General features: G+C 69.4%; 25 protein-coding genes. 23 read left to right on the forward strand and 2 right to left on the reverse strand.

Translation table 11 applies throughout. The annotated features are described in order from the left end of the window. Positions 1–99 precede the first annotated feature (99 nt). The 16 genes from ND450_RS40165 (at position 100) to ND450_RS40240 (ending at position 13,028) form a co-directional block, all read left to right on the forward strand. Positions 100–888 (forward strand): CPBP family intramembrane glutamic endopeptidase, encoded by a 789-nt coding sequence (locus tag ND450_RS40165; protein ID WP_253323285.1) that lies wholly within the window; start codon positions 100–102, stop codon positions 886–888. After that, a complete protein-coding gene (locus tag ND450_RS40170) occupies positions 888–1,619 on the forward strand; it encodes a LamB/YcsF family protein (RefSeq protein WP_253323286.1) in 732 nt (243 codons plus the stop codon). Before ND450_RS40165 ends, ND450_RS40170 begins: the two co-directional genes overlap by 1 nt. A 124-nt stretch (positions 1,620–1,743) precedes the next feature. Continuing rightward, positions 1,744–2,187: a 30S ribosomal protein S16 gene (gene rpsP, locus ND450_RS40175; protein ID WP_086663382.1), complete on the forward strand. Its 444-nt coding sequence runs from the start codon at positions 1,744–1,746 to the stop codon at positions 2,185–2,187. Next, a complete protein-coding gene (locus ND450_RS40180) occupies positions 2,184–2,423 on the forward strand; it encodes an RNA-binding protein (RefSeq protein ID WP_030468017.1) in 240 nt (79 codons plus the stop codon). Before rpsP ends, ND450_RS40180 begins: the two co-directional genes overlap by 4 nt. A gap of 19 nt (positions 2,424–2,442) precedes the next feature. Continuing rightward, complete coding sequence (rimM, locus tag ND450_RS40185; RefSeq protein WP_253323287.1) at positions 2,443–2,958, forward strand: ribosome maturation factor RimM; 516 nt, start codon at positions 2,443–2,445, stop codon at positions 2,956–2,958. Beyond that, a complete protein-coding gene (trmD, locus tag ND450_RS40190; RefSeq protein ID WP_253323288.1) occupies positions 2,948–3,694 on the forward strand; it encodes a tRNA (guanosine(37)-N1)-methyltransferase TrmD in 747 nt (248 codons plus the stop codon). Before rimM ends, trmD begins: the two co-directional genes overlap by 11 nt. Positions 3,695–3,846: 152 nt before the next feature. After that, positions 3,847–4,206 carry a 50S ribosomal protein L19 gene (gene rplS / locus ND450_RS40195; protein ID WP_089917560.1) on the forward strand — a complete coding sequence of 120 codons (360 nt, stop codon included), beginning with the start codon at positions 3,847–3,849 and terminating at the stop codon, positions 4,204–4,206. Positions 4,207–4,230: 24 nt separating this feature from the next. Then, entirely contained in the window at positions 4,231–4,950 is a 720-nt protein-coding gene (gene lepB, locus ND450_RS40200) for a signal peptidase I (RefSeq protein WP_253323289.1), read from the forward strand. 4 nt (positions 4,951–4,954) lie between these two features. Beyond that, complete coding sequence (gene lepB, locus ND450_RS40205) at positions 4,955–5,818, forward strand: signal peptidase I (protein ID WP_089917557.1); 864 nt, start codon at positions 4,955–4,957, stop codon at positions 5,816–5,818. Next, on the forward strand, positions 5,815–6,606 hold the full coding sequence (locus ND450_RS40210) for a ribonuclease HII (RefSeq protein ID WP_089917556.1): 792 nt from the start codon (positions 5,815–5,817) through the stop codon (positions 6,604–6,606). The genes lepB (ND450_RS40205) and ND450_RS40210 overlap by 4 nt, the downstream gene beginning before the upstream one ends. Then, entirely contained in the window at positions 6,606–6,929 is a 324-nt protein-coding gene (locus ND450_RS40215; RefSeq protein WP_030468024.1) for a DUF2469 domain-containing protein, read from the forward strand. The genes ND450_RS40210 and ND450_RS40215 overlap by 1 nt, the downstream gene beginning before the upstream one ends. Positions 6,930–7,178: 249 nt before the next feature. Next, entirely contained in the window at positions 7,179–7,559 is a 381-nt protein-coding gene (locus ND450_RS40220) for a YraN family protein (RefSeq protein WP_253323290.1), read from the forward strand. Position 7,560: 1 nt separating this feature from the next. Then, positions 7,561–9,081 (forward strand): YifB family Mg chelatase-like AAA ATPase, encoded by a 1,521-nt coding sequence (locus ND450_RS40225; protein WP_253323291.1) that lies wholly within the window; start codon positions 7,561–7,563, stop codon positions 9,079–9,081. A 529-nt stretch (positions 9,082–9,610) separates the two neighbouring features. After that, on the forward strand, positions 9,611–10,795 hold the full coding sequence (dprA, locus tag ND450_RS40230; RefSeq protein ID WP_371927549.1) for a DNA-processing protein DprA: 1,185 nt from the start codon (positions 9,611–9,613) through the stop codon (positions 10,793–10,795). A gap of 285 nt (positions 10,796–11,080) precedes the next feature. Beyond that, positions 11,081–12,058, forward strand: a complete 978-nt coding sequence (locus ND450_RS40235; RefSeq protein WP_253323292.1) for a tyrosine recombinase XerC — start codon at positions 11,081–11,083, stop codon at positions 12,056–12,058. Beyond that, entirely contained in the window at positions 12,033–13,028 is a 996-nt protein-coding gene (locus tag ND450_RS40240; protein WP_253323293.1) for a FliA/WhiG family RNA polymerase sigma factor, read from the forward strand. Before ND450_RS40235 ends, ND450_RS40240 begins: the two co-directional genes overlap by 26 nt. 1,046 nt (positions 13,029–14,074) lie before the next feature. On the opposite strand, the gene ND450_RS40245 is transcribed toward ND450_RS40240, so the two are convergent. Beyond that, positions 14,075–14,548 carry a M23 family metallopeptidase gene (locus tag ND450_RS40245; protein ID WP_253323294.1) on the reverse strand — a complete coding sequence of 158 codons (474 nt, stop codon included), beginning with the start codon at positions 14,546–14,548 and terminating at the stop codon, positions 14,075–14,077. Between the two features lie 374 nt (positions 14,549–14,922). Here ND450_RS40245 and rpsB point away from each other — a divergent pair, with 374 nt between their 5' ends. The 5 genes from rpsB (at position 14,923) to ND450_RS40270 (ending at position 19,024) form a co-directional block, all read left to right on the forward strand. Beyond that, positions 14,923–15,765 (forward strand): 30S ribosomal protein S2, encoded by an 843-nt coding sequence (rpsB, locus tag ND450_RS40250; protein ID WP_253323295.1) that lies wholly within the window; start codon positions 14,923–14,925, stop codon positions 15,763–15,765. Positions 15,766–15,836: 71 nt separating this feature from the next. Then, a complete protein-coding gene (gene tsf / locus ND450_RS40255; RefSeq protein ID WP_253323296.1) occupies positions 15,837–16,652 on the forward strand; it encodes a translation elongation factor Ts in 816 nt (271 codons plus the stop codon). A gap of 121 nt (positions 16,653–16,773) precedes the next feature. Next, a complete protein-coding gene (gene pyrH, locus ND450_RS40260; RefSeq protein ID WP_301325822.1) occupies positions 16,774–17,484 on the forward strand; it encodes a UMP kinase in 711 nt (236 codons plus the stop codon). A gap of 61 nt (positions 17,485–17,545) precedes the next feature. Further along, entirely contained in the window at positions 17,546–18,103 is a 558-nt protein-coding gene (gene frr, locus ND450_RS40265; RefSeq protein WP_089917541.1) for a ribosome recycling factor, read from the forward strand. Between the two features lie 66 nt (positions 18,104–18,169). Then, complete coding sequence (locus ND450_RS40270; RefSeq protein WP_089917539.1) at positions 18,170–19,024, forward strand: phosphatidate cytidylyltransferase; 855 nt, start codon at positions 18,170–18,172, stop codon at positions 19,022–19,024. A 3-nt stretch (positions 19,025–19,027) separates the two neighbouring features. Here the strand turns inward: ND450_RS40270 and ND450_RS40275 are convergent, their stop codons facing one another. Further along, positions 19,028–19,846, reverse strand: a complete 819-nt coding sequence (locus tag ND450_RS40275; protein ID WP_253323297.1) for a VOC family protein — start codon at positions 19,844–19,846, stop codon at positions 19,028–19,030. 94 nt (positions 19,847–19,940) lie between these two features. Between ND450_RS40275 and ND450_RS40280 the strand changes: the two genes are divergently transcribed. Next, entirely contained in the window at positions 19,941–20,684 is a 744-nt protein-coding gene (locus tag ND450_RS40280; RefSeq protein ID WP_253323298.1) for a class I SAM-dependent methyltransferase, read from the forward strand. A gap of 22 nt (positions 20,685–20,706) precedes the next feature. Further along, on the forward strand, positions 20,707–21,684 hold the full coding sequence (locus tag ND450_RS40285) for an aldo/keto reductase (protein WP_253323299.1): 978 nt from the start codon (positions 20,707–20,709) through the stop codon (positions 21,682–21,684).

Here is a 21,684-nt window from a genome sequence, read left to right on the forward strand (position 1 = left end):
TTCCCGGGCGGCTGCGTCGATCGCGAGGTGGGCTGATCATGTGTGTGCCAGTGCTGCTGTTCCGCCGCCGGCAGCCGCCCCGTGACTAGATTGCAGAGCGTGAGTGAGCCGGAATCCCTGAAGCCGAAGCGCGGCTTCGTCGCGGGCTTTGTCGACTCGGTGCGGGACATCAGTCGCAACCCGGAGCCCGAACGGGTGGGCCAGCGCTGGGGGTTCGGCGCGTTTCTGCTGGTGGAAGCCGTCTTCATTCTGAGCGCCGTGTTCATCACGGCGATCGCGAAGCAGTTCGGCGTGAGCCTGCTCGACTCCGTGCCGCTGGTGCTGATCGGCTCGATCGTGCCGACCGTGCTCGCGGCCGGCGTCGCGATCGTGATCACGTACGTCCGCGGCAACGGCCCGAAGATCGACCTCCGGTTCAGCATGACCAGGGAGGACCTGGCGATCGGCCTGAAGCTCGGCATCCTCGGCCTCGTCCTCACCTACGCCGCCGCCACGGTCTGGGCGAAGGTGGTCGGCGAGGAGAACGCCACGAGCGCGGTCGGGGACCTGCTGTCCGGGTCGAACCTGCCGCTCGGCGCCGCGATCACGATGTTCCTCTACGTCAGCCTCATCGGGCCGGTCTGCGAGGAGATCGTCTACCGCGGCCTGCTGTGGGGCGCCGTCGAACGCCAGGGCTGGAGCCGCTGGGCCGCGTTCGGGCTCACCACCGTGATCTTCGCGATCGGCCACTTCGAACCGCTGCGCACGTCGTTGCTGCTCGTGATCGCCATCCCGATCGGCATCGCCCGCCTGCTCACCCGCCGGCTCGGGGCGAGCATCGTGGCGCACGTGATGAACAACTTCCTGCCGGGCCTCACGCTCCTGCTCGTCGCCGTCGGGGTCATGTGATGGACCTGAACAGCGACCTCGGCGAGGGCTTCGGGATCTGGGAGCTCGGCGACGACACCGCGTTGCTCGGTGTCATCAGCAGCGCGAACGTGGCGTGCGGCTTTCACGCCGGTGATCCGTCCACGATGCGTCGTGTGTGTGAGGAGGCCGCGCGCAACGGCGTGAAGATCGGCGCCCAGGTGTCCTACCGCGACCTGGCCGGGTTCGGCCGCCGGTTCATCGACGCCGACCCGGTCGAGCTCGCGGACGAGGTGCTCTATCAGATCGGTGCGCTCGATGCGTGTGCACGAGCAGCAGGTACCGAGGTTGTCTACGTGAAGCCGCACGGCGCTCTCTACAACGCGACGGTGCACCACGAAAAGCAGGCCGAGGCGGTCGTGAACGGCACCAAGGCGTTCAAGGACCTGCCGATCCTGGGCCTGCCGGGCTCGCAGTTGCTGGAGAAGGCCTCCCGGGCCGGGCTGCGGCCCGTGCAGGAGGCGTTCGCCGACCGCGGGTACACGCCGGAGGGCACGCTCGTCCCGCGCAAGGAGCCCAACGCCCTGCTCACCGAGACCGCGCAGATCATCGAACGGGCCACCCGGCTGCTGGACGGCGAGATCGTCGCGGTCGACGGCACGGTGCTGAAGACGCAGGCGGAGTCGTTGTGCGTGCACGGCGACACGCCTGGTGCGGTCGCACACGCGCGTGCGGTGCGGGAAGCGCTCGGCACCGTGGCGCCGTTCGCGTAGCCCCGATTCGGATCCACCGGTCCCCATCTGGCACAATTGCCCGCTGTCCGTCGTGGTCGGCCCCTCTGCCCGGGCCACGGCTGTGCGAACCATCAACACAGAGCTCTCGAGGAGTACCAGGCCAATGGCCGTCAAGATCAAGCTTCAGCGTCTCGGCAAGATCCGCCAGCCGTACTACCGCATCGTGGTCGCCGACGCGCGCACCCGTCGCGACGGCAAGGCCATCGAGACGATCGGCAAGTACCACCCGAAGGAAGAGCCGTCGTTCATCGCGGTCGACTCCGAGCGCGCGCAGTACTGGCTGGGTGTCGGCGCGCAGCCGACCGAGTCCGTCCAGCGCCTGCTGGAGATCACCGGTGACTGGCAGAAGTTCAAGGGCCTGCCGGGTGCCGAGGGCACGCTGAAGGTCAAGGAGCCGAAGCCGTCGAAGGCCGACCTGTTCGCCGCCGCGCTCGCCGCCGCGAACGAGGAGCCGATGACCGAGGCCACCACGCCGAAGGCGAAGAAGGCCAAGAAGGCCGACGACGCCCCCAAGGCTGACGCCGAGGCGCCCAAGGACGAGGCGTGAGTTTGTTGGCTGACGCCCTCGAACACCTCGTTCGCGGCATCGTCGACCACCCGGACGACGTCCGGGTGAACCTCGTCACGACCCGCCGCGGCCGCACCCTCGAGGTCCACGTCCACCCGGACGACCTCGGCAAGGTGATCGGTCGTGGCGGTCGCACCGCGACGGCCCTGCGCACCGTGATGGCCGGCATCGGCGGTCGTGGTGTGCGGGTCGACGTCGTCGACACCGACCGCTGAACGAAGCTGCAAAGGGCAAATGGACGTCGTTGTCGGCCGTGTGGCCAAGGCGCACGGGATCACCGGCGAACTAGCCGTTGACGTGCGCACTGACTCTCCCGAGATGCGCTTCGCGATCGGGGCGACGATGCAGGCCAAGCTGCGTGACGGCACGTCCCGAAGCCTCACCGTGACAGCCGCCCGGCCTCATGCCGGGCGGCTGCTCGTGCGTTTCGCCGAAGTCGTGACACGCGACGTGGCGGAGGCGTTGCGCGGCACGTTGCTGCTGGGCAGCACCGACGACCTGCCGCCGACCGACGACCCCGACGAGTTCTACGACCACGAGCTCGAAGGGCTCGCGGCCGAACTCGTCGACGGCACGAAGATCGGCACGATCAAGGAGGTCCTGCACGGTCCCGGTGGCGAGCTGCTCGTGGTCCTCCGCGACAAGGGCGAGGCGCTGATCCCGTTCGTGCGCGAGATCGTGCCCACCGTGGACGTCCGCGGCGGCCGCGTCGTGATCGACCCGCCCGAGGGCCTGCTCGATGCAGATTGACGTCGTCACGATCTTCCCCGAGTACCTCGCGCCGCTGCGCGCGGCGTTGCTGGGGAAGGCGATCGACAAGGGCCTGATCAGCGTCGGCGTGCACGACCTGCGGGACTGGACCCAGGACGTGCACAAGGCCGTCGACGACAGCCCGTACGGCGGTGGGCCGGGGATGGTCATGAAGGCCGACATCTGGGGTCCTGCCCTGGATGACGTGTGCACGGACGAGACGCGTCTCATCGTGCCGACGCCGGCCGGACGTCCGTTCACGCAGGCTTTGGCGCACGAGTACGCGAGCGAGTCGCACCTCGTGTTCGCGTGCGGTCGTTACGAAGGCATTGACCAGCGTGTGGTCGATGACGCTCGTCGGCGCGTGCGCGTCGATGAGGTGTCCATCGGGGACTACGTGCTGGTCGGCGGCGAGGTGGCCGTGCTGGCGATCGTGGAAGCGGTCGCGCGGTTGCTTCCCGGCGTGCTCGGCAACCCGAAGTCGCACGCCGAGGACTCGTTCCAGGACGGGCTGCTCGAAGGGCCGAGCTACACGCGGCCGTTGGTGTGGCGCGACTTGGAGGTGCCGGCCGTGCTGCGTTCCGGCAATCACAAGATGATCGACCGCTGGCGGCGTGACCAGTCACTCGCCCGCACCTTCGAACGTCGTCCCGACCTGCTGGAATCCCTGCCGGCGGAGGCGTTCGACAAGCACGACCGGGCCCTGCTCACGCGCCTGCGCGAGGGCGGGGAGTAGCCCGATTTCATTCCGGAGCGCCCGGTCTGGCACACTGGAACAGTTGCCGCTGCCGGTGTGCTACCGGCGTGCGCACACAAGCCGACCCCCATCATGTCGTGCACAGCCATGGAACATGCTCTGGGGAGTTCAAGACACGTGAGGAACCACCGATGAACATCCTGGACGCACTCGACGCCCAGTCGCTGCGCACCGACATCCCGGCGTTCCGCGCCGGTGACACGCTGAAGGTCCACGTCCGCGTCATCGAGGGCTCGCGCGAGCGCGTCCAGGTGTTCCAGGGCGTCGTGATCCGTCGCCAGGGTGGCGGCATCCGCGAGACCTTCACCGTCCGCAAGGTCTCCTTCGGCGTCGGCGTCGAGCGCACCTTCCCGGTGCACTCCCCGAACATCTCCGAGGTCGAGGTCGTCACCCGCGGTGACGTCCGTCGCGCCAAGCTGTACTACCTCCGCGACCTGCGCGGCAAGGCCGCCAAGATCAAGGAGAAGCGCGAGGCCAAGCCGGTCTCCTGATCGGTGGCTTCGAGCCCAGAAGACATGGAGGACGCCTCCGCGCCGGACGAACCGGAGCGGGGGCGTACTCCTGTGTGGAGAGAAGTCCTCTACGTCGCGTTGACGGCCGTCGTGCTGACGGTGCTCATCCAGGCGTTCGTGGCGCGGGTCTACGTGATCCCCTCGGCGTCCATGGAGAACACGCTGCACGGGTGCACCGGCTGCGAGAACGACCGGGTGCTGGTCGACAAGATCACCTACCGCTTCGGTGACGTCGAGCCGGGCGAGGTGGTCGTGTTCCGCGGCCCCGAGGCGTGGACGTCCCCCGAGTTCAGGCAAGCCCGCTCGACGAATCCCGTCGCGGGCTTCGTGCAGAACATCGGTTCGCTGCTGGGGATCGCGCCCGCGAACGAGCGCGACTTCGTCAAGCGCGTGATCGCGCTGCCCGGCCAGACGGTGATGTGCTGCGACGAGCAGCACCGCGTCGTCGTGGACGGAAAGCCGTTGGACGAGCCGTACGTGCATTGGCAGACCGGTACTTCGCCCGCGGACCACGAACCGTTCGCTCCCGTGCGCGTGCCGGAGGGGCGGTTGTTCGTGATGGGGGACAACCGGATGAACTCCACCGACTCGCGCAAACAGGGCGGTGGGGGCGTAGCGGGCACCGTTCCGCTCGAGAACGTCATCGGCAAGGCCCGGTACGTCGTTTTCCCGAAAGATCGGTGGAGTGTTGTGTCGGATCACAACCCGCAGCCCCTAGGCTGATCTCGTGGTCGACGACGCTCCAGAGCAGAACCAGCCCGGTGACGAGCCCAGTTCGGACGCTTCGGACAAGCCCGCGAAGCAGAAGAAAAAGGGCAACTTCTGGAAGGAACTGCCCGTCCTGATCCTGGTCGCCTTCGGCCTCGCGATCGGCATCCAGATCTTCCTCGGCCGCGTCTACATGATCCCGTCGGAGTCGATGGAGTCGACGCTGCACGGGTGCACCGACTGCTACGGCGACAGAGTGCTCGTCGACAAGGTCACCTACCGCTTCACCGATCCGGCGCCGGGCGACGTGATCGTGTTCCGCGGGCCGCCGTCGTGGCAGAACGACTTCATCTCCGCCGAGCCGGGCAACCCGATCTCGCAGGGGCTGTCGTGGCTCGGGTCGCTCGTCGGCCTGCCGTCGGCGAACGAGGAGGACTTCGTCAAGCGCGTGATCGCCGTCGGCGGGCAGACCGTGAAGTGCTGCGACGAGCAGAACCGCGTGACGGTGGACGGCAAGCCCCTGGACGAGCCGTACAAGCACTACGACGAGGGCTCGCCGGCCGAGCAGGAGTCGTTCGAGGAGCTCAAGATCCCGGACGGGATGCTGTTCGTGCTCGGCGACAACCGCAACCACTCGTGCGACTCGCGCTGCCAGGGCCAGGGCGGCCTCAACGGCCTCGTACCGGTGGACGACGTGATCGGCAAGGCGCGCGTGATCGTGCTGCCCCCGTCCAGGTGGGGCGGGGTGTCCGACCACAACCCGCAGACCGTGGCGATGGGTGCACCGGGCTGGCAGGAGAACGTGCCGCTGGGCCTGGGTATCGTCGGCGCGTGGCCGCTTCTGCTGCTCGGACGTCGAGTGCGAGACCGATTCCGCCGATGACCATGCTGATGCCGCCCCGCGCGGTGGTGCGGGGCTCGTCGGGGAACTGGGCGCTGCAGAGCACCCTGGAGCGCCGGGGCCTCGGCCCGGTCGCCGGCGTCGACGAGGCGGGCCGAGGCCCGTGCGCAGGCCCGCTGGTGATCGCGGCGTGCGTCCTCCGGCCAGGCGACGCAGCGCGGTTCGAGGGCCTCAACGACTCGAAGCTGATGACGGCCGCCGCCCGCGACCGCATGTACGACCTGGTCCTGAAGCGTGCGCTCGATCACTCGATCGTGGTCGTCTCACCCGCCGACATCGACTGGCTGGGCATCCACGTCATGAACATCGAGGGCATGCGACGCGCCGTGGCCCAGATGGACACGCACCCCGGCTACGTCCTGACGGACGGCTTCAAGGTGCCCGGCATGCCCGCGCCGAACGTGGCGGTCCTCAAGGGCGACCAGGCCGCGGCCTGCGTAGCAGCGGCATCAGTGCTGGCCAAGGTCACGCGAGACCGGATCATGGCAGATCTGCACGATCGCCATCCCGAGTACGGCTTCAACGTGCACAAGGGCTACTGCACACCAGACCACACGGCAGCGTTGATGGAGCACGGCCCGTGTGCAGAGCACCGCTGGTCGTATGTAAATGTGGCAGCAGCGGCTGCCAAGCACGGCCTCGCCGCGCCGCACAGGGTGGCGCGCGCCACGACCGCGGCGGCCGTGGTCCAGAATGATGCAGCCCCGGCTGACGCCGGGGAGCTCGCGACGAGGGAGGGCGCGGAGCAGATGACCCGCGCGGAGGCGTAATGAGTGCAGAGGATCTCGAGAAGTACGAGACCGAGATGGAACTGTCGCTGTACAAGGAGTACCGCGACATAGTCAGCCAGTTCTCGTTCGTCGTGGAGACCGAACGGCGTTTCTACCTGGCCAACTCGGTGGACGTGCAGGTGCGCAACGCCGACGGCGAGGTGTACTTCGAGGTGCGCATGTCGGACGCGTGGGTGTGGGACATGTATCGCCCCGCCAGGTTCGTCAAGAACGTTCGCGTCATCACGTTCAAGGACGTGAACGTGGAGGAGCTGGACAAGCCGGACCTCCGCTTGCCGGAAAGCGGCCCGTTCCCCACCTGAGCCTTCACCACACCGCCCCCGCATCCCGCGTCGCACCGGGAGGCGGGGGCGGCGTCATGCCACCGCCGTTCCGACTGGCAACAGCCCCAGCCCCATAGCACACCGCACCGACAATTCCGCCGTTCCAACATCCACAACGGCCGACTTGTCCACAGCCGCTGAGTTGTCCACAGATTCCCCTCAGCCCGGCCACCCACCCCGTCCCGCCCTGCAAGGTCGAACCCAACGACCCGCAGGGAGGCGAGGGCAGTGGTGGCACGGGCACAGTCACTGGTGGAGACCAGGCAGCAGGAGAAGGGGCGCCAGGGCGAGGAACTGGCGTGCAGGTACCTGGAGGGGCTGGGCCTGGTGGTCCTGTCGCGCAACTGGACCTGCCGCGACGGCGAGCTCGACATCGTGGCCGTGGAGGGCGACAGGCTGGTGGTCTGCGAGGTCAAGACCAGGTCCGGCGCGGCCTGGGGCCGTCCGGACGAAGCGGTCGACCAGCGCAAGCTCTCCCGCCTGCGCCGCACAGCGCTGCGCTGGCTGGCGGCGCACGGCGTCGGCTGGTGCAGCGTCCGCGTCGACCTGATCTCGATCACCTGGCCGCCGTCGGGCGAGCCGCGCCTGGAACACCTGCGGGGAGCCTGAGATGGGCTTGGCGCAGGCGTGGTCCGTCGCCCTCTGCGGCGTCGACGGGCTCGCGGTCGAGATCGAGGCCGACGTGGGTGTGGGCCAGCCCCGCACCCACCTCCTCGGGCTTCCCGACGCGTCGCTGCACGAGTCGAAGGAGCGGGTGAAGGCCGCCGTCCGCAACAGCGAGGAGGAGTGGCCGAAGCAGCGCATCGTGCTGGGCCTGTCCCCGGCGAACCTGCCCAAAGGCGGTAGTAGCTACGACCTCGCCATCGCCTGCGCCACCCTCGCTGCGGCGGGCTCGGTCCCGTCCGCACGCCTGGCCACCACGGTCCTGCTGGGCGAACTGGCCCTCGACGGCCGGGTCCGCCCGATCCGAGGCGTCCTCCCAGCCCTGCTGGCGGCGCGCCGCGCAGGCCTCAAGTCGGCGATCGTCCCGGTCGACGCCCTACCGGAAGCCGCGCTGGTCGACGGCATCGAACTCCACGGCGCCGCGACCCTGTCCGAGACGCTGGCTTGGCTGCGCGGCGAGGACGTGACACTGCAACCCCCTCCGGCCTCAGCCGACCCACCGCTGCCGGAAGTCCCGGACCTGGCCGACGTCGTCGGCCAGCCAGAAGCCCGCTGGGCCCTGGAGGTGGCCGCGGCCGGCGCCCACCACCTCCTCCTGGCGGGCCCACCGGGCACCGGTAAGACGATGCTCGCCGAACGCCTCCCAGGCCTGCTCCCGCCACTGACCCGCGAGGAGTCCCTGGCGGTGACGGCCGTCCACTCCGTGGCAGGCGTCCTCTCGGCCGACTACCCACTGGTCGCCAGCCCGCCATTCGTCAACGTCCACCACACGACGTCGATAGCGGCCCTGATAGGCGGCGGCGCCGGCATGGCCAAGCCAGGCGCGGCCTCCCGCGCCCACAAGGGCGTGCTCTTCCTGGACGAAGCCTGCGAATTCGGCCAGAAGACCATCGACACCCTCCGCACGGCCCTGGAAGAGGGCGAGGTCCGCATCCCGCGCCGCGACGGCATAGCCCGCTACCCGGCCCGCTTCCAGCTGATCCTCGCCACGAACCCCTGCCCCTGCGCCCCGCCCAAAGAGGTCGACTGCATCTGCACGGCCACAGTCCGCCGCCGCTACCAGGCCCGCCTCTCGGGCCCGCTGCTCGACCGCGTGGATCTGAGGGTCCGCATGAGGGCCACCACAGCCATGTCCAACGCCGACGCCACCCCACCAGAACCGACAGCGGTGGTCCGCGAACGAGTCCTCAAAGCCAGGTCAAGAGCCGCCACCCGCTGGTCGGCCCACGGCCACGGCTGGCCCGCCAACGCCCTGGTCCCAGGCCCAGCCCTACGCCGCGAGTTCGCATTGCCGAAGCCAACGACGGCCCTGCTGGACCGAGCCCTGGCAGTAGGCGCCCTGACGGGCCGAGGCGCAGACCGTTGTCTACGCGTGGCATGGACCCTTGCCGACCTGGCCGAAGCCGACCGCCCAACCCCGGACCACGTGGCAGCGGCCCTCCAGTTCCGAGAACGCCGAGCCCCTTGACTCCGGCCCGGCCCCGAACAGCCGGCCCCGAAGCAGCCGGCCGCGGAGCTCCAACGCCCCGACTCCGCGTCCGGCCCATCGAGCGGGCGCTCGTCTCCCCAACCGAGCGCCCGCTCACCCGACACGCCTGCCAGCCCCAAGCCGCCGGGCGCGAGGCCCACTCCCACTTCGCGCCCGGCACCTCTTCACCCAGCCGGACAGGCCCCAGACGTTCGGGCGTCTGCCCCAACCCAGACGCCCGAACCCGGCCACGAGCCTCGATCGAGCCCAGGCCCGTGCCCGGCCCAGAGCGGGCCGCCCGCCCCTTCCCCAGCGGGCGGCCCGCTCACCCACCTCACAACCCCACGCCAAGGAGCCAGACCATGCCTCCGCTGCTCATCCCGGCCATGACCCCCATCGCAACCGCGGCAACCGCCACACCGGCCCTCCTGCAGCTGCACTGCACGATCCGAAGGCGCACGTCGGGCGCCAGCCCGCCAGGCCCGTGGCGCCCCGATCCCTGGCACTGGCTTCCCTGGTGGTGGTTCCGGTGACCACCCCGCCCACCGGCTCCACCACCCGGGTAGCCACCCCATCCGGCGCCCTGGCCAGCGATGCCGTCCGCCTCGCGAGGGCCTACCTGTCTCGCGTCGCGGAGCCCTACCCGGCGGCGCTCGCGGCCCTGATCACCGAGGTCGGGCCGGTCGAGGCCGCGGAGCTCGTGAGGTCCGGTGAGGTGTCGCCGTCCGTGGCCGGCCAGACGTCCGCGCGGCGCGCCGAGGAGCGTGCCCAGGCGGATCTCGCCTCCATCGCCAGGGTAGGCGGGCGCCTGGTCGTCCCCGAGGACGAGGAGTGGCCGCGGTGGCCCCTGCTCGCGCTGGAGAACGTCGCTGCCCGGCGGTGCGGGGGCGAGCCGATCGCGCTCTGGGTTCGTGGGCCGCACTTCCTCGCCGACGCGGTGGACAGGGCCGTGGCCGTCGTCGGGTCACGTGCTGCCAGCGGGTACGGCGAGCACGTGGCCGGCGAGTTCGCGCACGGGCTGGCGTCGGCGGGCTTGACCGTCGTCTCCGGCGCCGCGTACGGGATCGACGGTGCTGCTCATCGCGGTGCGCTAGCCGCCTGCGGGCTGACGATCGCGGTGCTGGCGTGCGGTGTGGACACCGCCTATCCCGCCGGGCACCAGGGGCTGCTCGCCAGGATCGCGCGGGACGGGCTGATCGTCAGCGAGTACCCGCCCGGCGTGATGCCTGCCCGGCATCGGTTCCTCACCCGCAACCGGCTCATCGCCGCGCTGGGCGGCGGCACGGTGGTCGTCGAGGCCGGGCGGCGCAGCGGGGCCAAGAACACGGCCGCGATCACCCAGGCGCTGGGACGTCCGCTGATGGTGGTGCCCGGCCCGGTCACGTCTGCCAGCTCCGTCGGCTGCCACGAGCTGCTGCGGGACGGGCGGGCGGTGTCGGTGAGCTCGGTGGCCGAGATCGTCGAGTCGGTGGGGCGGTTCGGCGACGACCTGGCCACGGAGCCCGCCGAGAAGGAGAGCGAGCTCGGGGCTCCCCAGGGCGAGGCCATGCGCGTCTACGAGGCCCTGGGGCGGCGCAACGGGGTCAGCGCCGAGGCCGTGTCCGTCGAGTCCGGGGTGCCGTTGCAGCGGGTGCGGGCGTTGTTGCCCGAGCTGGAACTCGCTGGTCTGGCCCTGCACCTCGACGAAGGCTGGCAGAAGCTGGAGATGAGATGAGGACTGTCCACAGTGGATTGAACGCGCTCGTCGAGCGCGGGCGTCGCTCGCGGTGATCGTCGGGAAGTGCGGACGACGTGCGGTCCGCTGGGGTCGTCGGCTGTCCGGACGGTGGTGACGGCCGCTGTCACTACTCCGAAAGGTGATCTGTGCGGGTCGCTGAACCGCTGGTCGTCACAGCGAGTTGAAACGTTATCGTCTTCTCGATCATGAGAGCGCTCTCAAATGGCGCGGGGGTGTGGCGATACTTGACCAATCGCCCCGACTGGCGCAGCGTCTTGGCCTATGTCCCCGCCGCCGCATGGTCGGACACGTCGTGTCGATCTCGTTCGCCTGCGCGAAAAACTGCCGGCGACCGTCGCGGACGTGTTGCGGCAGTTCGAGCGGTACCTGATGTTGGAGCGTGATCTGTCGCCGCACACGGTCCGCGCCTACATCGGTGATGCAATGGCGCTGCTCGGACACGTCGCGGGGAATATCCCGGAGAACGCTGACGTCGCGGACATCGACCTGACCAACCTGCGGTCGTGGCTTGCCGCGCAACGCACTTCGGGTGCGAGTCGCACGACCCTTGCGAGGCGTGCCGCGGCCGCGCGCGCGTTCACCGCATGGGCGCACCGAGCAGGGCATTTGGCTTCGGATCCCGGGCCGCGGCTCGCTGCGCCGCGACCGCACCGGACGTTGCCGTCGGTGTTGCGCGAGGACCAGGCGAAGGACGCGATGAGCGCCGTATCCTCTGGCGCGTCCCAGGGTGATCCGGTTGCGCTGCGTGATCAGGCCGTGGTGGAGTTGCTGTACGCCACGGGTATCCGCGTGGCCGAACTCTGTGGTCTTGATCTCGACGACGTGGACTACTCCCTAAGGGTGATTCGGGTTCTGGGCAAAGGTGGACGCGAGCGCACCACACCGTTCGGTGTGCCGGCCGAACGAGCGCTGCGGCGATGGGTGGACGAGGGGCGAAACGCCCTGGTAGCACCGGATTCGCCGCCCGCGTTGTTCCTCGGCGCCCGTGGCGGCAGGCTGAACCAGCGGGCCGTCCGAACCCTGGTGCACGAGGTCGTCGCCGTGGTACCGGACGCACCGGACATCGGGCCGCACGGGTTGCGCCACTCCGCCGCGACCCATTTGCTGGAAGGAGGAGCGGACCTGCGCACCGTCCAAGAACTGCTTGGTCACGCTACGCTCGCAACGACTCAGCTTTACACACACGTCACTGTCGAACGGCTGAAGGCGATCCATGACCGAACCCACCCCCGTTCCTGACGCCGCAGGGGGAGGATCGCGTACGGCGACCGTGCCCCCTGAACCCGTCCTGCCCGCACCAGTGTCGAAGCAGGCGAGCAACGGGCACCGTCAGAACGGCGCGCTACGCACCGAGGCGACCCCCGAGCCCGGTGCCAACACGCATGTCAACGGCACGCCCGTGGCCGTGCCGACTGCGGTGACGCGCACGGACGTCCGGTCCGGTGACGACGTAGAGGCCGGCATCGTCGCCCTGTGGCGCAGCTACGGCGAGTCCCGCGACCAGAACCAGCGCGACCGCCTGGTCCTGCACTACGCGCCGCTGGTCAAGTACGTCGCCGGCCGCGTCGGCACGGGACTGCCCGCCCACGTGGACGTGGCCGACCTGATCCAGTCCGGCATCTTCGGCCTGGTCGACGCGATCGAGAAGTTCGAGCCGGAGCGCGGCCTCAAGTTCGAGACCTACGCCATGCAGCGCATCCGCGGCGCGATCCTCGACGACCTGCGCTCCCAGGACTGGGTGCCGCGCTCGGTCCGCAGCCGGGCCCGCGACGTCGAACGAGCCCTGGAGCGCCTCGGCGCCAAGCTGCAGCGCACGCCCACCGACCGCGAGCTCGCCGCAGAGCTCAAGATCGGCCTGGCCGAACTGCGCGAGCTCTACGGCCAGCTCCAGCTCACCAGCGTCGTGGCCCTCGACGAGCTGATCGCCCCGAACAAGGGCGGCTCGTCCCTCGCCGAGTCGCTGCCCGACGACGCCGCGGAAGACCCGGTGGCGAGCCTCGTCGACCAGGACAGCCGCCGCCAGCTGGCCGACGCGATCGCCCAGCTCGCGGAACGCGACCGCGTGGTCGTGACCCTCTACTACTTCGAGAACCTGACCCTCGCCGAGATCGGCAAGGTCCTCGGCGTGACCGAGTCCAGGGTCTGCCAGCTGCACACCCGCGCGGTCCTGCGCCTGCGCACCAAGCTCAACGAGCAGTCCGAGGCCTGACCGCACGTCGATCCCCAGCAGCCTGGCGAGCGCCGGGCTGCCGAACACCCGTACCGGGAGAGCCGCACAGGGCCGCTCGACGCGGCTCAAAACCCCTTTCCGCCTGTTGCCAGGGCTAATTCACTCGAACGGGTGGGCCTTGGAGAGCCTCCAGGCACGCCGCGTACCCGCTCGGGCATGAGGCCTGGCGACGGTGAAGCCGGGTGGGCTTTGTGCAGCCGCACCGGGTCAAGGGATGTGGGTTGTCGCCGAGGCAAACGTGCGGTCTAGGAACTGCTGTACCTGGGACGGGTGTGTTGTGCACGAGTCCTCCCGCGCATGTGCTTGTGATGGGCGGTTTCGCTGAGAACCGGGCAATTGGCGGGCAGCCGCGCTGAGCTGAGTCGATGGTGGGGGCGGGGTTGGAACTGAGCGGTTGAACGTGCGCGGCTGGGGCGGGTGGGCTGTGGGTGCGGCACGCGGCTGGGCGGGGGTCGGACGCGGGGTCGAAGGTGAGCGGTTGGCAGGTGAGTTGTGGGGTCGGGCGTGCGCGGCTGCACGGGGTGGGTTGCGGGGCGGGCATGAGTGACTGGGCAGGTGAGTTGTGGGGTCAAGCGTGAGCGGCTGAGCAGAGGGGCTGCTGGGTCGGTGGGCTGCTGAGCGGGCGTGGGCCTGGGGTGGGTTGGGCTGCGGGGGCGTCGCTGCTGGGGCCGGCGGCTGAGCTGGGGATGGTGGCCGGCGGCAGCCCGGTCGGCGGTGGGCGGCCGGTCCGGAGCGGCTGCGGCGTTCGGGGGCGAGGAGTCGCTGGGGCGGGTCTGAGCAGCTGGGGCGGGCGTGGGTAGTTGGCGGGTGGTGCACGGGCTGGGCCGCCTGGGTGGGCCCGCCTGTGGCGAGGGCTGTGCAGGGGCGGCCAGGTGGCCGGGAGGCGGCTGAGTGAGCGGGGTGCCGCCTTCCCGGCCCCTGGTGGGCGCTTGCGGCGGGGGAGGGGTGCGCCGCTGGTCGACCCGCCGGGGATGCGGGGAGCGCCCTGGTGAGGGCCGCGCGCCTCGGGCTGCGCGGCCGGGTGGTCAGCCGCCTCGTGGCGGGGTGGTGAGGGGGAGGAGGCGTACGCGGGCCGTCGTGACGAGGTGGAGCGGGTTCAGGTAGGCGTTGGCCCTGCGGGCTCCCCAGTGCAGGCAGGGGGTCGGGCAGTGGCCCGGTTGGAGGTGGCCGATCACTTCGCCCCGGCGAACCGGGTGGCCTGCCGTCACTGCTGGGGTGATGGGTTCGTAGGTGGTGCGTAGGCCGTTGCGGTGGTCGAGGGAGACGAGGGTTCTTGCTGCCACCGCGCCTGCGAAGACGACTGTGGCGTCGGCCGTGGCCAGGACCGGGGTGCCCGCGGGGGCGGCCAGGTCGGCGCCGCGGTGGCCCGGGCCGAACGGGGTGGCCGGGGCCTCGAAGGCGCGCACCACCTGGTGCGGGGGTGGCAGGGGCCAGGTGAAGCGGGCCTGGGGTGGGGCCAGGAGCGTCGTGAGGAGCAGGGCGGTGGGGAGGAGGGGCATGGGGTCAACAGTGGGGTTGGGGGTGTGCGGGGGACCAGGGGTGATGGGGAAGCTGTGGATTACTCGCCGGTTGTGGACAACTGCCCTTCGTGAGGTGGGGGCGATTCGAGTTTTGTCGGGGGTGGGGAGTAGACTTTTGGGTGCGTCCCGTCTGTGCGCGGGACGACTTCGCGTGCCAACGCAGATCCGACCTGCTTTTCCAGCTTGGTCGAGTCACGACGTCCGACGGTCCTGACGGTGCAGAGATGCTCCGCGGGTGCGGGCGGCGGCGGAGGCACCAGGGCTGACTGGCCGAACCCGGCCTGAGGCGACAACCGGCAACGACGTGCGAAGGCGAGACCTCGCGCGTCCGACAGATGAGGTGCGAACCGGCCATGGCCGTCGTAACCATGAAGCAGCTGCTCGACAGCGGCGTGCACTTCGGGCACCAGACGCGGCGCTGGAACCCGAAGATGAAGCGCTACATCTTCACCGAGCGCAACGGCATCTACATCATCGACCTGCAGCAGACGCTGACCTACATCGACCGGGCTTACGAGTTCGTCAAGGAAACGGTCGCGCACGGCGGGTCGATCCTGTTCATCGGCACCAAGAAGCAGGCGCAGGAGGCCATCGCCAACGAGGCGCTCCGCGTCGGCATGCCCTACGTGAACCAGCGCTGGCTGGGCGGCATGCTCACCAACTTCTCGACGGTCCACAAGAGGCTCCAGCGCCTCAAGGAGCTCGAGTCGATGGAGCAGACCGGCGGTTTCCAGGGTTTCACCAAGAAGGAAATCCTGATGATGAACCGCGAGAAGGACAAGCTGGAGCGCACGCTCGGCGGTATCCGCGACATGTCCAAGGTTCCCAGCGCCGTGTGGATCGTGGACACCAAGAAGGAGCACATCGCGGTCGGTGAGGCTCGCAAGCTGAACATCCCGATCGTCGCGATCCTCGACACCAACTGCGACCCGGACGAGGTCGACTACCCGATCCCGGGCAACGACGACGCGATCCGTTCCGCGGCCCTGCTGACCAAGGTCGTGGCCGAGGCCGCCGCCGCCGGTCTCATGCAGCGCTCCGGTGGTCGTCGTGACGCCGCTGACGGCCAGGACAAGCCCGAGGTCGCCACCGACGAGCCGCTGGCGGAGTGGGAGCAGGAGCTCCTCACCTCCAACGCCGCCGTCACGACCGAGGCCCCGGCCGAGGCTCCGGCCGAGCAGCCCGTCCAGTCCTGATCTCCCCCATGAGGTGCCCGCGACAAGCGGGCACCTCATGACCTAAGCGCGTACATCGCAGAAGGAAAACGATGGCGAACTACACCACCGCGGACGTCAAGAAGCTCCGCGAGCTGACCGCCGCCGGCATGATGGACTGCAAGAAGGCCCTGGACGAGGCCGACGGCGACTTCGACAAGGCCGTCGAGATCCTCCGCATCAAGGGCGCGAAGGACGTCGGCAAGCGCGCCGAGCGCACCACGTCCAACGGCCTCGTCGCCGTCAAGGACGGCGCGATGGTCGAGCTGCGCTGCGAGACCGACTTCGTGGCCAAGAACGCCGACTTCATCGCCCTGGCCGACGACATCGTCGCGCTCGCCAAGGCCAACAAGGTCGCCGACGTCGAGGCCCTCAAGGCCGTCGAGGTCGACGGCAAGACCGTGGACGCGCTGGTCCAGGAGTTCTCCGCCAAGATCGGCGAGAAGCTCGAGCTGGCCAAGGCCGTCGACTACGACGGCACCGTGTCGGTCTACCTGCACAAGCGTGCCGCCGACCTGCCGCCCGCCGTCGGCGTGCTGGTCGAGTACACCGGTGACAACGCCGAGGTCGCCAAGGGTGCCGCGATGCAGATCGCCGCGATGCGCCCGAAGTTCGTCACCCGTGACGAGGTGCCCGAGGAGCTCGTCGCCAACGAGCGCCGCATCGCCGAGGAGACCGCTCGCGAGGAGGGCAAGCCCGAGGGTGCGCTCCCCAAGATCGTCGAGGGTCGCGTCAACGGCTTCTTCAAGGACGTCGTGCTCCTCGAGCAGGCTTCCGTGACCGACAGCAAGAAGACGGTCAAGGCTCTTCTGGACGAGGCCGGCGTGACGGTGACCCGTTTCGCTCGGTTCGAGGTCGGCCAGAGCTGATTCGCATGAGGGCGGGGTTGCGGGTACCAGCGACCCCGCCCTTGGCGTGTCCACACCAGTTTTCCAGGGCGCAAGGAGAGGACCTGTGAGCGAAGACGGCAGCCACGGCTACAGCCGGGTGATGCTCAAGCTCGGTGGCGAGATGTTCGGCGGCGGTGGCGTCGGCGTCGACCCCGACGTCGTCCAGACGGTCGCCCGCCAGATCGCGGCCGTTCACAAGTCCGGCGTGCAGGTGGCCGTCGTGATCGGCGGTGGCAACTTCTTCCGCGGGTCCGAACTCCAGCAGCGCGGCATGGACCGCTCGCGCGCCGACTACATGGGCATGCTCGGCACGGTCATGAACTGCCTGGCGCTGCAGGACTTCCTCGAGCGCGAGCACGGCATCGACACGCGCGTGCAGACCTCCATCCAGATGACGCAGGTCGCCGAGTCCTACATCCCCCGCCGCGCGATGCGCCACCTCGAGAAGAAGCGCGTCGTGATCTTCGGTGGCGGCGCCGGCCTGCCGTACTTCTCCACGGACACCACGGCAGCCCAGCGCGCGCTGGAGATCGGCTGCGAGATCGTCCTGATGGCCAAGGCCGTCGACGGTGTCTACACGGCGGACCCCAAGATCGACCCGGACGCGTTGATGTTCGACAACATCACCCACCGCGAGGTGCTGGAACGCGGCCTCAACGTCGCCGACGCGACCGCGTTCAGCCTGTGCATGGACAACAACATGCCGATCCTCGTCTTCAACCTCCTCACCGAGGGCAACATCGCCCGGGCGGTGCGTGGTGAGAAGATCGGCACCCTGGTCAGCACCCCCGGTGGCCGTCCGGCCTTCTAGACCTGGTGGGATCTCTCCAGGACCGGGAATCAGGCACGAACACGCAGAGCAAGGAGCAGTCGTGATCGACGAGACCCTCCTCGACGCCGAGGAGAAGATGGAAAAGGCGGTTTCGGTGGCGAAGGAGAACCTCTCCTCCGTCCGAACCGGTCGTGCGACTCCCTCGATGTTCAACCGCATCCACATCGACTACTACGGCTCGATGACGCCGCTGAACCAGATGGCCAGCATCACGGTCCCCGAGGCGCGCATGGCCGTCGTGAAGCCGTACGACGCGAGCCAGCTGGGCGCCATCGAGAAGGCGATCCGGGACTCCGACCTGGGCGTCAACCCGAGCAACGACGGCTCGATCATCCGCATCGTCATCCCGCAGCTCTCCGAGGAGCGCCGCCGGGACATGGTGAAGGTCGCCAAGCAGAAGGGCGAGGACGCGCGCGTCTCCGTCCGCGGTGTCCGCCGCAAGGCGAAGGAAGAGATCGACCGGCTCGTCAAGGACGGCGAGGTCGGCGAGGACGACGGCTCCCGCGGTGAGAAGGAGCTCGACGCTCTCACCCACAAGTACGTCGCGCAGGTCGACGAGCTCGTGAAGCACAAGGAAGCCGAGCTCCTCGAAGTCTGATTTCCCCGATGGTTCGCCCGGCCGAGTCGCGGCAGGCGTGATGGCCCTGGCCGGGCGGAGGTCGTGATGGGAGCACAGGTGGCAGGCGGTCCCGCGGACGTGCCCGCGTCGAAACCGTCGCGCGCGGGGCGTGACCTGCGGGCGGCGATCCTCGTCGGCGTCGGGCTCGGCGCGGTGATCATCGCGTCGCTGCTGACGGTGAAGGAGACCTTCATCGCGATCGTCGCGGCCGCGGTGGCCGTGTCGACGTGGGAGATCGCGACCGCCTTCAAGAAGGCCGGCATCAACGTGGCCCTGTGGCCCGCGTTGATCGGCGGCCAGGCGATCCTGTGGCTGTCCTGGCCGCTGGAGCGCGCCGGCATGATGACCGCGTTCGTGGTCACCGTGCTGGTGTGCATGATCTGGCGGTTCCGGGGCGGCTCGGACGGCTACCTGCGCGACCTGAGCGCGTCCGTGTTCACGGTCGCGTACGTGCCGTTGTTCGCGGCGTTCGCGGCCATGCTCGTCGTTCCTGACGACGGTGTGGGCCGCGTTTTCGCGTTCATCATCGGTGTCGTGCTGTCGGACGTCGGCGGCTACGCGGCCGGTGTCTTCCTGGGCAAGCACCCGATGGCGCCGTCGATCAGCCCGAAGAAGTCCTGGGAGGGTTTCGCCGGCTCGCTGACCGCCGGTGTGGTCGGTGGCGCGATCACGGTGTCGACGCTGCTCGACGGCCAGTGGTGGCAGGGCGCGTTGTTCGGCGCCGCGCTCGTGGTTACAGCCACCGCGGGTGACCTGGTCGAGTCGCTGATCAAGCGCGACCTCGGCATCAAGGACATGGGCACCCTGCTGCCCGGCCACGGTGGCCTGATGGACCGGATGGACTCGCTGCTGCCGTCCGCCGTCGCCTCCTGGCTGCTGCTGCACCTCTTCGTGCAATAGGCCCTAGTCGTCGAACGGGTCGTCCACCTCGGTGCGGGGCTCGGCCTCGATCACGCGGGACGGGTCGATCACGGAGAAGGCCATTCCCGCGTGGTCCTCGACCACGGTGATGCGGCCGAACGGGGTGTCGTAGGGCTCCACGGTCACCCGGCCACCGAGCTCCAGCACGCGGTAGGCCACCGAGTCGATGCCGATCTCGGGCGCGGCGTTGAAGTACACCATCCAGTGGGAGCGCTCTCCGTACGGGAACTCGCGCCCCATCTTCTGCCGGCCGATCACCTCGGTGCCCTCGACGGACCACGACGCGTAGTCCAGCCGGTGCCCGTCGCCGATCTGCGTGATGTCGAAGTGGCACAGCTCGCCGAAGAACTCGTCGGCCACCGCGCCGTCGCGGGTGTTCAGCTCGGCCCACGCGTAGGAACCGTGGCCGCCCATCCCGAACCGCCAGTCCGGCATCACGTGCCGGAACCCGACGACGGCACCGGTCGGATCGGCGATCACCGTGCTCTGCGTGTGGTCGGCGGTGTCCTCGGGGTTGCGCAGCACCGATCCGCCCAGGTGGAACGCCTTCTCGGCGGTGGCGCGCGCGTGCGGCGTGACCAGGTACAACCGCCACGGTTCGGGGTCGCCCTGCGGGAGGCCGGCGACGGGGATGCCGTCCACCATCGCGACGGTGTAGCCGGCGTCGTCGGCGTAGTGCCAGCCGAACAGGCCGGTGTAGAACTCGATGGCGCCCTTGAGGTCGTCGACGGATCTCTCGACCCAGCAAGGGCTGCCGGATAACAAAGGCGCGAGCTGGGGAGAGTTGGGCGCGATCGACACAGCCGCCTCCTGCAGGAAAGAGATGTAGACACGCTACGCCGTGATTGGACGAATTCGTACGGTCACAGGCAAATAGAGGCCCTACAGTGGCTCTGTGAGGGGATTCGTGCGGGCGGCGTTGAACGCGGTGCGTCCGGCGGACGTCGTGCCGAGCCCGAACATCTGGCACTGGCCCGACGTCTACGAGGTCGAGAACCGCGCCCAGGACGTCCACGGTGCGATGTGGACGGCGATAAGCGAAGAATGTCCGTTTGACGGCAGGGACGTCGTGGACGTCGGCTGCGGCGACGGATTCCACCTGCCGTTGTTCGCCGCGACCGCGAAGTCCGTCACGGGCGTCGAACCGCACCCGCCCCTGGTCGTGCGGGCCAGGCACCGCGTGGCCGGCCTGCCGAACGCCCGCGTCGTTTCCGGTCCCGCACAACGGCTCCCGCTCGACGACGCCTCCGCCGACGTGGTGCACGCGCGCACCGCGTACTTCTTCGGGCCCGGCTGCGAACCCGGCCTGCGCGAGGCGGACAGGGTGCTGCGGCCGGGCGGTGCGATCGTGATCGTCGACCTGGACGGGTCGGCGGATCCGTACGGGCCCTGGTTGCGCGCCGACGAACCGCGCTACAACCCGGCCGCGGTCGAGAAGTTCTTCGCCGACAACGGTTTCTCGCTTCGCCGGGTCACGGCGGAGTGGCGGTTCGAGACGCGCGAGGACCTGGAAGCGGTGCTGCGCATCGAGTTCTCCGCGAAGGTCGCGGAACGGGCGATCGCCTCGGTGAGCGGGTTGAGCTTCCCGGTCGGGTACCGGCTGCACGTGCGGCGCAAGCCGACATCGCTGATCGTCTGAACCGCCATTAGGCTCTCGGTTCGTGGAGAAGCGAAACGCAGGCAGGTTGAACCGCCAGGTCGGGGTCGTCGGACTCGGCTGCTGGCAGCTCGGCGCCGACTGGGGCGACGTGGACGAGAGCGACGCGCTCGCGTTGCTGCACGCGGCGGTCGACACCGGGGTCGACTTCTTCGACACCGCCGACGTGTACGGCGACGGCCGCAGCGAGACGCTCGTCGGCCGGTTCCTCAAGGAGCGCAAGGACGACGGGATCTTCGTCGCCACGAAGATGGGGCGGCGGCTGCCGGCACAGGTCGCGGAGGGGTACAGCCGGGAGAACTTCCTCGCGTGGAACGACCGGAGCCGCCGCAACCTCGGTGTCGACACGCTGGACCTGGTGCAGCTGCACTGCCCGCCCACCGCGGTCTACAGCCGTGACGAGGTGTACGACACCTTGGACGAAATGGTGGAGCAGCAACGGATCGCTGCCTACGGCGTGTCGGTGGAGAAGGTCGAGGAGGCGCTGGAGGCGATCAAGCGCCCGAACGTGGCCAGCGTGCAGATCATCCTGAACGCCTTCCGGCTCAAGCCCCTCGACGAGGTGCTGCCGAAGGCCGCCGAGGCGGGGGTCGCGATCATCGCGCGGGTGCCGCTCGCGTCCGGGTTGTTGTCCGGCAAGTACACGGCGGAGACGACCTTCGGGGCCGACGACCACCGCAACTACAACCGCAACGGTGAGGCCTTCGACGTCGGCGAGACCTTCGCCGGGGTGCCGTTCGAGGTCGGCCTCGAGGCGGTGGAACGGCTGCGGCCGCTGGTGCCGGAAGGTGCCACGATGGCGCAGTTCGCGCTCCGGTGGATCGTGGACCAGTCCGGCGTCACGGTCGTGATCCCCGGTGCCCGCAACGTGGAGCAGGCTCGGGGCAACGCGCAGGCGGCCGACCTGCAGCCGGTGGACGGCAAGGCCGTCGAGGCCGTGTACGACGAGCTGATCCGTCCGCACGTGCACGACCGCTGGTAG

The organism is Lentzea sp. HUAS12, from assembly GCF_024125735.1.
GTDB classification, from domain to species: domain Bacteria; phylum Actinomycetota; class Actinomycetes; order Mycobacteriales; family Pseudonocardiaceae; genus Lentzea; species Lentzea albida.